At 61.5% G+C, this 9,164-nt stretch carries 12 protein-coding genes and 1 pseudogene; 9 read left to right on the top strand and 4 right to left on the bottom strand.

The window, feature by feature from the left end; genetic code table 11:
• From WCE35_RS09610 to WCE35_RS09585, 6 genes are all read left to right on the top strand, one after another.
• Window positions 1-742: alpha/beta fold hydrolase (locus WCE35_RS09610; RefSeq protein WP_424593108.1), on the top strand; the 742-nt coding region annotated here is incomplete at its 5' end.
• Window positions 739-1,650 (top strand): amino acid ABC transporter substrate-binding protein, encoded by a 912-nt coding sequence (locus WCE35_RS09605; protein WP_424593107.1) that lies wholly within the window; start codon window positions 739-741, stop codon window positions 1,648-1,650. The genes WCE35_RS09610 and WCE35_RS09605, both read left to right, overlap by 4 nt.
• Before the next feature lie 78 nt (window positions 1,651-1,728).
• The gene (locus WCE35_RS09600; RefSeq protein ID WP_424593106.1) at window positions 1,729-2,460 is read left to right on the top strand and encodes an amino acid ABC transporter permease; all 732 of its coding nucleotides are present in this window, start codon (window positions 1,729-1,731) and stop codon (window positions 2,458-2,460) included.
• 4 nt (window positions 2,461-2,464) lie between these two features.
• Entirely contained in the window at window positions 2,465-3,157 is a 693-nt protein-coding gene (locus WCE35_RS09595) for an amino acid ABC transporter permease (protein ID WP_424593105.1), read from the top strand.
• A gap of 9 nt (window positions 3,158-3,166) precedes the next feature.
• Window positions 3,167-3,898, top strand: a complete 732-nt coding sequence (locus WCE35_RS09590) for an amino acid ABC transporter ATP-binding protein (RefSeq protein WP_424593104.1) — start codon at window positions 3,167-3,169, stop codon at window positions 3,896-3,898.
• A gap of 205 nt (window positions 3,899-4,103) precedes the next feature.
• Window positions 4,104-4,961, top strand: a complete 858-nt coding sequence (locus WCE35_RS09585) for a D-amino-acid transaminase (protein WP_424593103.1) — start codon at window positions 4,104-4,106, stop codon at window positions 4,959-4,961.
• A gap of 52 nt (window positions 4,962-5,013) precedes the next feature.
• Here WCE35_RS09585 and WCE35_RS09580 read toward each other — a convergent pair whose 3' ends face one another.
• Window positions 5,014-5,154 carry a hypothetical protein gene (locus WCE35_RS09580; protein ID WP_424593102.1) on the bottom strand — a complete coding sequence of 47 codons (141 nt, stop codon included), beginning with the start codon at window positions 5,152-5,154 and terminating at the stop codon, window positions 5,014-5,016.
• Between WCE35_RS09580 and WCE35_RS09575 the strand changes: the two genes are divergently transcribed.
• Window positions 5,147-5,719, top strand: coding sequence for a hypothetical protein (locus WCE35_RS09575; RefSeq protein ID WP_424593101.1), 573 nt, complete (start codon window positions 5,147-5,149; stop codon window positions 5,717-5,719). The two genes, WCE35_RS09580 and WCE35_RS09575, sit on opposite strands and share 8 nt — an antisense overlap.
• Here WCE35_RS09575 and WCE35_RS09570 read toward each other — a convergent pair.
• Complete coding sequence (locus WCE35_RS09570) at window positions 5,701-5,877, bottom strand: hypothetical protein (RefSeq protein ID WP_424593100.1); 177 nt, start codon at window positions 5,875-5,877, stop codon at window positions 5,701-5,703. The genes WCE35_RS09575 and WCE35_RS09570 overlap by 19 nt on opposite strands.
• A 188-nt stretch (window positions 5,878-6,065) precedes the next feature.
• Between WCE35_RS09570 and WCE35_RS09565 the strand changes: the two genes are divergently transcribed.
• Window positions 6,066-6,401 (top strand): helix-turn-helix transcriptional regulator, encoded by a 336-nt coding sequence (locus tag WCE35_RS09565; protein WP_424593099.1) that lies wholly within the window; start codon window positions 6,066-6,068, stop codon window positions 6,399-6,401.
• Window positions 6,391-7,674 carry a type II toxin-antitoxin system HipA family toxin gene (locus tag WCE35_RS09560; RefSeq protein ID WP_424593098.1) on the top strand — a complete coding sequence of 428 codons (1,284 nt, stop codon included), beginning with the start codon at window positions 6,391-6,393 and terminating at the stop codon, window positions 7,672-7,674. Before WCE35_RS09565 ends, WCE35_RS09560 begins: the two co-directional genes overlap by 11 nt.
• 87 nt (window positions 7,675-7,761) lie before the next feature.
• Here WCE35_RS09560 and WCE35_RS09555 read toward each other — a convergent pair whose 3' ends face one another.
• Together WCE35_RS09555 and WCE35_RS09550 are read right to left on the bottom strand one after the other, a co-directional pair.
• Window positions 7,762-8,547, bottom strand: a complete 786-nt coding sequence (locus WCE35_RS09555) for a fumarylacetoacetate hydrolase family protein (protein ID WP_424593097.1) — start codon at window positions 8,545-8,547, stop codon at window positions 7,762-7,764.
• Between the two features lie 18 nt (window positions 8,548-8,565).
• Window positions 8,566-9,164, bottom strand: a pseudogene (locus WCE35_RS09550) (LLM class flavin-dependent oxidoreductase); the annotation flags it as partial.

Here is a 9,164-nt window from a genome sequence, read left to right as displayed (position 1 = left end):
GTGGCGGCATCTGCTCGCCGACCAGGCGTTCGCGAAGAATTTTCGCATCATCGCGTTTGACATGCCCTGGCATGGCAACTCGAATCCGCCCGCAAGCTGGAGCGGGGAAGAATACCGGCTCACCACCGCGCGCTACACCGCGACGATCCGCGCCTTCTGCCAGGCGCTGAAGCTGGACAAGCCCGTGGTGATGGGCTGCTCGATCGGCGGCCGCATCGTCCTCAATCTCGCGATCGACCATGCCGCGGAATTCCGCGCGCTGATCGGCCTCGAGGCCGCCGACTTCCAGGCGCCATGGTACGACACCATTTGGCTGAACCGTCCGGACGTTCATGGCGGCGAGGTCTGCGCCGCGCTGGTATCCGGCCTGATCGCGCCGCAAGGCCCGGAGGCGGCACGCAACGAAACCCTGTGGGCCTACAAGCAGGGCGGCCCGGGCGTCTTCAAGGGCGATCTGTATTTCTACCGCGTCGATGGCGATTTGCGCGGCCGGGTCGGGCAGATCGATACTAAAGTATGCCCGCTCTATCTGCTCACCGGCGAGTATGATTTCTCCTGCACGCCGGAAGACACCAAACGGACCGCCGCGGCCATAGAGGGCGCCAAGGTCACGATCATGGAGCAGCTCGGCCATTTTCCGATGAGCGAAAATCCCGAACAATTTCGCCGCTACATCGCGCCGGTGCTCGGCGAAATCCTCAAGCAGTCCTCGCTACCCCGCAAACAAGGAGTACACGCATGAAACGCAACTATCTGATCGGCTGCGCGCTGGCTGCCGCATTCTGCGCCGGCCAGGCCAACGCCGAGGAGTTGACCGGCACGCTGAAAAACATCAAGGAGACCGGCGCGATCACGCTCGGCTTCCGCGATTCCTCGATTCCGTTCTCCTATCTCGACGACAGCCAGAAGCCGGTCGGCTACGCCATGGACATCTGCTACAGGATCGTCGATGCCGTGAAAAAGGAGCTCAAGCTCGACAAGCTCGAGGTCAAGCTCAACCCGGTGACGTCGTCGACCCGCATTCCGCTGTTGGCCAACGGCACCATCGATCTCGAATGCGGCTCGACCACCAACAACGCCGAACGCCAGAAGCAGGTCGCCTACACCAACACCCACTTCCTCACCGCCAGCCGCTACGTCTCGAAGAAGGCGAGCAAGATCAATTCGATCGACGATCTCAAGGGCAAGCCGGTGGTCTCGACATCAGGCACCACCAATATCAAGCAGCTCACCGAGGCCAACGCCGCGCGCAACCTTGGCGTCAACATCATTCCGGCCAAGGATCACGCCGAGGCGTTCCTGATGGTCGAGACCGACCGCGCCGCCGCCTTCGTGATGGACGACATCCTGCTCGCGAGCCTGGTCGCCGGATCGAAAGCGCCGGACGACTATGTCATCTCCAGAGACGCGTTCTCCAAGCCGGAGCCTTACGGCATCATGCTGCGCAAGGACGATCCGGCCTTCAAGAAGGTGGTCGATGGCGCCACCGCCGCGCTCTATCAGAGCGGCGAGGGCCGGAAGATCTATGACAAATGGTTCACGCAGAAGATCCCGCCCAAGGGATTGAACCTCAACGTGCCGATCGGGGCGGAGCTGAAGAACGAATTTGCAAAACCTTCCGACTCGCCGGATCCGGATTCCTATAAGTAGGTTTTCCCGGCCCATGCAATGGCCCGACCATTGCATGGGCGAACTCCCATAGAGTGACGTAGCGGACGGCGGGGGCCCGTGAACTATCACTGGAATTGGCTGATCTTTCTCGAGCCGGCCCCGAACGGGACCGGCACCTATCTCGACATGCTGCTGTCAGGTCTGGTGCTGACCATCAAGACCGCGATCCTTGCCTGGATCATCGCGCTGATATTCGGGTCGGTGGTCGGCGTGCTGCGCACGCTGCCATTGCAGACCGCATCCTGGGCCGGGTTCGCTTACGTCGAATTCTTCCGCAACATGCCGCTGCTGGTGCAGTTGTTCCTGTGGTTCTTCGTGCTGCCGGAACTGCTGCCGCGGGCGGCGGGACTGTGGCTGAAGCAGCTTGCCAACGCGCCGTTTTATACCGCCGCGATCGGCATCGGCCTGTTCATGTCGGCGCGCGTTGCCGAGCAGTTGCGCGCCGGCATCGGTTCGCTGCCGCGCGGGCAAAAGCAGGCCGCCACCGCGCTCGGGCTGACGACGGTGCAGGCCTATCGCTACGTGCTGCTGCCGATGGCGTTTCGCATCATCATGCCGCCGCTGACCTCGGAATTCCTCAACACCATCAAGAATACCGCGGTCGCCATCACCATCGGCCTGATCGAGCTGACCGGCGAGGCACGATCGATGCAGGAATTTTCCTTCCAGGTGTTCGAGGCCTTCACCGCCGCGACCGTGATGTATCTCTTGATCAATATCGTCGTCGTCACCGGCATGCGCCTGCTCGAGCGCAGCCTGGCGATCCCCGGCTACATCACGGGGAAATAGCGCCATGTTCGCCAATCTCGATTTCGACGTCATCCGCCGCTCGCTGGGCTATCTGTTCCTCGACGGCATGACATTCACGCTGACCCTGACCGGGCTGGCCGCCCTTGGCGGGCTGATCTTCGGCACGCTGATCGCGCTGATGCGGCTGTCGGGCTACCGGCTGCTCGGCCGCGTGGCCGGCCTCTATGTCGACTTCATGCGCTCGCTGCCGCTGGTGCTGGTCATTTTCTGGTTCTATTTCCTGGTGCCCTATATCGGGCAATGGCTGACCGGATCGTCACGGCCGATTCGCGTCGGCGCGTTCGCATCCTCGCTGATCACGTTCATCCTGTTCGAGGCCGCGTATTTCTCCGAGATCATGCGCGCCGGCATCCAGTCGATCTCGAAAGGCCAGCCGGCGGCCGCGCAGGCGCTCGGCCTGACCTACAGCCAGACCATGCGCTATGTCGTGCTGCCGCAGGCGTTCCGGAACATGCTGCCGGTGCTCCTGACCCAGACCATCGTGCTGTTCCAGGACACCTCGCTGGTCTATGTGCTGTCGATTCCGGACTTTCTGGGCGCCGCGAGCAAGGTGGCGCAGCGCGACGGACGGCTGGTCGAGATGTATCTGTTCGCGGCGGCGGTCTATTTCACGATTTCCTGTTTCGCGTCCTATGGCGTCCGCCGCCTGCAGGCGCGCATCGCCATTGTCCGCTAGCGAGGCCGCATGATCGAGATACGCCACGTCGACAAATGGTACGGGCCGAATTTCCAGGCGCTGAAGGACTGCACGACGCGCGTCGCCAAGGGCGAGGTGGTGGTGGTGTGCGGTCCGTCAGGTTCCGGAAAATCGACGCTGATCAAATGCGTCAACGCGCTGGAGCCCTTTCAAGGCGGCGAGATCATCCTCGACGGCATCAAGGTCAACGATCCCAAAACCGACCTGCCGAAGCTGCGCGCCCGCGTCGGCATGGTGTTCCAGCATTTCGAGCTGTTCCCGCATCTTCGGATCGTCGAGAACCTCTGTCTGGCGCAGGAGAAGGTGCTGGGCCGGTCGCATGACGAAGCCGTGGCAAAGGCCTCGAAGCTGCTCGATCGCGTCGGGCTGCAGGAGCATGCGCAAAAGTACCCGGCCGAATTGTCCGGCGGCCAGCAGCAGCGCGTCGCCATCGCCCGCGCGCTTGCGATGGACCCGATCGCGATGCTGTTCGACGAGCCGACCTCCGCGCTCGACCCGGAAATGATCAGCGAGGTGCTGGACGTGATGGTCGACCTCGCCCGCGAGGGCATGACCATGATGGTCGTCACCCATGAGATGGGTTTTGCCAGCAAGGTCGCGCATCGCGTGATCTTCATGGACAAGGGCGAAATCGTCGAGGACGCGCTGAAGACCGAATTCTTCGGCAGCCCGCGCAGCGACCGCGCGCAGAAATTCCTGTCGAAGATCCTGTCGCATTGATGCGCGCCGCTGCCCACCCCGTCATTGCGAGCGAAGCGAAGCAATCCATAGTGCCGCAACAGAAGGATGGATTGCTTCGTCGCTACGCTCCTCGCAATGACGTTGATAGTGTTGTTTGCGTGCGACGGCCATAATTCGTGGATCAAGCCTTAAAGTTTGGCGTATATTACCGGCGCAATCGCCCGCCACCTTCAGGAGGACCCGCTTGGAACAGATCGCTTACGTCAACGGCTCGTTCGTGCCACTTGCAGAGGCCAAGGTCTCGATTCTCGACCGCGGTTTCCTGTTTGCCGATGGCATCTACGAGGTCGCCGCGGTGCTGGACGGCAAGCTGATCGACAATGCCTCGCATCTGGCGCGGCTGGAACGCTCGGTCGGCGAGATCTCGCTGCCATTGCCGGAGACGACAACGCGGATTCAGGAAATCCAGAAAGAGCTGGTCGCGCGCAACAACCTCGTCAACGGCATGGTCTATCTCGAAGTGACGCGCGGCGCCGACACCGGGCGCGACTTTGCCTTCCCGAAAGGCGTCAAGCCGACGCTGATCATGTTCACCTCGGTCAAGGACATCGTCAACGCGCCGTCAGCCAGGACCGGCATCGGCGTCATCACGGTGCCCGACATCCGCTGGGCCAGGCGCGACGTCAAGAGCGTGGCGCTGCTGGCGCAGGTACTGGCGAAACAGGCCGCGGCCGAAGCCGGCGCCGGCGAAGCCTGGATGGTGGAGGACGGCAAGGTCACCGAGGGCGGCTCGTCGTCGGCGTTCATCCTGACGCCGGACGATGTGCTGGTGACGCGGCAGAATGGCAGCGAGATTCTGCCGGGCTGCACCCGCAAGGCGGTGGTCGCGCTGGCCGCGGAGCGTCAGCTCCGGATCGAGGAACGGGCGTTCTCGATCGAGGAAGCGCTCGCCGCCAAGGAAGCTTTCATCACCAGCGCCACCGTGTTCGTGCAGGCGGTGGTATCGATCGACGGCAAGACCGTCGCCAACGGCAAGCCTGGTCCGGTGACCGACCGGCTGCGCGAGATCTATGTCGATTTCGCCCGCGCAACCGCCGTGTGAGCAACGCCATCGCATGGGGCTTCGGCAGCGGCGACGAAATAGGGAATATTGGCTACTCCTCCGGGTTGTAATGCCTTAGGGTAAAACGAACTTTGCGCCAGGAGCGAACCGCCGGCGCGCGATAAAAACCAGGGAGGATGACCATGTCCGGCATCGTACGACGCATATTGGCTGCAGCCAGCTTGATGTCCATCGGCATCGCCTTGCCGGCATCGGCGCAGGAAACTGTCCGTATCCGCGGCACGATCGAGCGCATCGACGGCCCGGTCTATGTGGTCAAAAATCGCGACGGCGCCGAATTGAAGCTGACGGTCACCGATAATCCGCTGTTTGTGGCGATCGTCCCGGCCAAGATGGCCGACATCAAGCAGGGCATGTTCGTCGGCTCCGCCGGCATGATGCAGGCGGACGGCGTGCAGAAGGCCATCGAGGTCCACATCTTTCCGGAGTCGATGCGCGGCACCGGCGAGGGCCATTACGATTGGGACCTGATGCCCAAGAGCAAGATGACCAATGCCAATGTCGAACAGGCCGTCAGCAGCGTCGACGGGCAGGTGCTGTCGGTGAAATACAAGGACGGCGAGAAGAAACTGCTGGTCACGCCCGAGACCATCGTGGTCACCTACGAAATCGGCAAGAAGGAGGAGGTGCAGCCCGGCACCAAGATTTTCGTGGCCGCGGCGAAGAAGCAGCCCGATGGCACGCTGCAAGCGCCGCGCATCACCTATGGCCGGAACGGTCAGGCGCCGGCGTTCTGAAACCAGCGCTGCTGTTCGATCCTGATATTGCCGGCTTCGGCGGCCTTGGCCCACCGCGCGGTGTCGGCCGCCAGGATTTTCGTCAACTCGTCCGATGAATTGCCCATGGCCTTGATCTTGATGTGGAGCAGTCCCAAACGCCCAAGGGACACGGACACGCGCATTTCGCTCGAAAACACAGTGATTTTCCGGCTTTGGTCGGTTTTGTTCCGTAAATAGTACGTATCAACTATTCATGTTCCATTTATGGAACAGATAGTTGACTTTGGATTGAGTATGGGATATTGCTTCATAAATAGAACCTAGAATGATATTGTGTTCTATTTATAGAACGGAATCTCGAAATATGGCCAAGACGATGCGCCCCTATTCGCGATATGGCCGCGAAGCGACGGTGTTGTTAGGCCAACTCATCCGGTTAGCGCGAATTAGCCGTAAGCTCACTCACGAGGAACTTGCGGAGCGCGCTGGCGTATCGCGCGGCCTTGTCCATCGGATCGAGAAGGGCGACCCGGGGTGTGCGATTGGCGCGGTATTCGAAGTCGCTGCGATCGTCGGCGTGCGGCTGTTCGACGCCGATCAATCAACCCTTGCGACAGGAATTGCCGCCAACACGGCGATGCTGACGCTTCTACCGCGCGCCATTCGCACATCTGACAAACCGGTCAAAGATGACTTCTGAATCGCGCTACCGGGAGGCTTATGTCTGGATATGGCTGCCGGGAGAAACCGAGCCGGTCGTCGCAGGCGTGCTGGCTCGTTCCGACGATCAACTCGTCTTCAATTATGGACGCAGCTATCTTGCCCGCGCAGATGCCATCCCGATTTACGAGCCGGAGCTGCCGCTCAAAGCGGGAGTCCTGCCGCTGTTGGCCGGTTTGTCGATGCCCAGCTGCATCCGCGACGCCGCCCCCGATGCTTGGGGGCGGCGCGTTATCATCAATCGCAAGCTAGGCCGCAAGGGTCAGCAGATCGATACCGCCGAGCTCGACGAATTGACCTATCTGCTGGAATCCGGTTCGGATCGCAGCGGCGCGCTCGATTTCCAGCTTTCGCCAACCAGCTATATGCCGCGCGTTTCCGCCGCGGCATCGCTTGATGATCTGCTGCAAGCCGTCGACAAGGTTGAGGAGGGCGTGCCGCTCGACGCCGACCTCGATCAGGCGCTATTTCATGGCAGCTCGCTCGGCGGAGCTCGGCCCAAAGCCTTGATTGCCACAGAAGACAAAAAATACGTCGCAAAATTCTCGTCACGCGACGACATTTACAGTGTGGTGAAGGCAGAATACATCGCGATGCGGCTCGCGGCCCTGGTGGGAATTATTGTTGCGCCTGTCCGACTGGTGCGTGCAGCCAACAGAGATGTTCTGCTGATCGAACGCTTTGATCGTAAAAAGGTCGATGTCGGCTGGTGCCGCATGGCGCTGGTTTCGGCGCTCACCCTCTTCGGCCTTGACGAGCTGATGGCTCGCTACGCCAGTTACGAGGATCTCGCGGCCATCGTGCGTCACCGCTTTCATGCGCCCAGAGACACACTGCGTGAGTTGTTTGCGAGGCTCGTCTTCAATGTGCTTTGCGGCAACACCGACGACCACGCGCGCAATCATGCCGCGTTTTGGGATGGACGCACCCTGCGCCTAACGCCTGCCTATGATATCTGCCCGCAGCAGCGGGCCGGCAATGAGGCGACGCAGGCAATGCTCGTGATTGGCGATAAACGGCTTAGCAAGATTTCTGTATGTCTCGAGGCTGCGCCCGCATTTCAGCTGTCGGCCGATGCTGCTGTCACCATCGTAGCGCACCAGGTCACCATAATCCATAATCAGTGGAAGCAAGTCTGCGATGAAGCTTCGCTCAGCGCGATTGATCGGCGGCTGTTCTGGCGGCGTCAGTTTCTTAACCCATTTGCTTTCGAGGGAGCGCCGCCGGATATTTCCGCATTGCTCGGTGGATAAGCTGTTTTCAAGCTCAAAGCGCGCTGCGGCTCGATCTTGATATTGCTGGCCCTGGCGATGATGCGCTGTAGAGTGACGGCTCATGGCCTATCGCTTTTCGGCGACGAACCTGTTGCGCAGGGTGCCGATGCCGGTGATGTCGATCTCGACCACGTCGCCGGCCTTGAGGTCGGGCGAGGCGCCATCGGTGCCCATCCAGATCACGTCGCCCGGCCAAAGCGTGAAATATTTGGTCAGCTCGACGATGAACGGCACGATGCCGAAGATCATGTCGTTGGTGCGGAAGCGGTTGCTCTCCCTGCCGTTGACCCGGACCACGGTTTCCATCCTTTCGAGATCGACATCGGTTTCGATCCACGGTCCCATCGGCTTGAAGGTGTCGGCGTTCTTCGATCGCCACAGCCCGCGGTCGGCCTTCTGCCAGCTGCGCTCGCTGACGTCGTTGCCGATGGTGTAGCCGAACACGCAGGACATCGCGTCGGCCGCATTGAGGTGCCTGGCCTTTTTGCCGATGACGACGACCAGTTCGCCCTCATAGTGGATCTTCTCGGTCGCGGTCGCCGGGATCACCACGTCCTCATCATGGGCGATCAGCGCGTTCTGGGCGCGATAGCCGATCTCGGGCCGGTCAGGGACGGTGGGCACTTCGCCGCGCTTGTCGGCGGCTTCCTTCAGATGCTTGAGGTAATTGAGGCCGACGCAATAGAAGGTGCGCGGGATCAAGGGCAGCTCGATCTTGACGTCTTTCAGCGCGTGAGTTTGCGCCGTGCGCTGCCATTCGCCGAACGGGTCGCCGCTGATGGCGATCACCCGGTCACCCTCGACGAGGCCCCAGGATGTCGCTCCGGAGGCGGTGAATTTGAGCCAGCGCATGATCTTTCCTTTTCGTTCCTATTCGGCCGCGGCTTGCGCCGGGGTTTTCCATGCGCCGGCGGCCGGGCGCCGCAGGCCGAGATTCTCGCGCAGCGTCTTTCCGGCGTAGTCCTGATGGAACAGGCCGCGGCGCTGCAATTCCGGCACGATATGGCGGACGAAATCGGCGTAGGAGCCGGGCACATAGGTCGCGGCGATCACAAAGCCGTCGCAGCCGCGGCCGACGAACATTTCCTCGAGCTTGTCGGCAATCTCCTTCGGCCCGCCGACGATCGCGTCCGCGGTCTGGCCGCGGCCGGAGAATTTGACGAAGTCGCGGGCGCTGGGATTGGTCTTGCCGGAGGTTTTCAGCACGCCGTCGCGGATGCCGATGATGCCCTGCATGCTCTGCAGTTCTTCCGTCGTCAGCGGCTCGTCGATGCCCTTGGAGGCGAAGTCGTAGTTCAGGCCTTCCGACAACAGCGACAGCGCATCGATTTCCAGCGGCAGTTTTTCGATCAGCGCCATCTTGTCCTCGGCCTCGGATTTCGTCGCCCCTGATACCGGGGTGGTGAGGTTGCAGAGAAACATCTGGTCGGGATCGCGGCCGGCCTTGGCGGCTTCGCCCCGGATCGCGG

Origin of the sequence: Bradyrhizobium sp., from assembly GCF_049691595.1 — a bacterium.
Taxonomy (GTDB): Bacteria; Pseudomonadota; Alphaproteobacteria; order Rhizobiales; family Xanthobacteraceae; genus Bradyrhizobium.
This window is presented reverse-complemented; position numbering and strand designations above follow the sequence as displayed.

What these genes read in the sequence shown, in the direction of transcription:
- WCE35_RS09605 (WP_424593107.1), top strand. Translation starts at nt 739, where the DNA reads ATGAAACGCAACTATCTGATCGGCTGCGCGCTGGCTGCCGCATTCTGC.
- WCE35_RS09595 (WP_424593105.1), top strand. Translation starts at nt 2,465, where the DNA reads ATGTTCGCCAATCTCGATTTCGACGTCATCCGCCGCTCGCTGGGCTAT.
- WCE35_RS09590 (WP_424593104.1), top strand. Translation starts at nt 3,167, where the DNA reads ATGATCGAGATACGCCACGTCGACAAATGGTACGGGCCGAATTTCCAG.
- WCE35_RS09575 (WP_424593101.1), top strand. Translation starts at nt 5,147, where the DNA reads ATGTCCATCGGCATCGCCTTGCCGGCATCGGCGCAGGAAACTGTCCGT.
- WCE35_RS09580 (WP_424593102.1), bottom strand. Translation starts at nt 5,154, where the DNA reads ATGGACATCAAGCTGGCTGCAGCCAATATGCGTCGTACGATGCCGGAC.
- WCE35_RS09565 (WP_424593099.1), top strand. Translation starts at nt 6,066, where the DNA reads ATGGCCAAGACGATGCGCCCCTATTCGCGATATGGCCGCGAAGCGACG.
- WCE35_RS09560 (WP_424593098.1), top strand. Translation starts at nt 6,391, where the DNA reads ATGACTTCTGAATCGCGCTACCGGGAGGCTTATGTCTGGATATGGCTG.
- WCE35_RS09555 (WP_424593097.1), bottom strand. Translation starts at nt 8,547, where the DNA reads ATGCGCTGGCTCAAATTCACCGCCTCCGGAGCGACATCCTGGGGCCTC.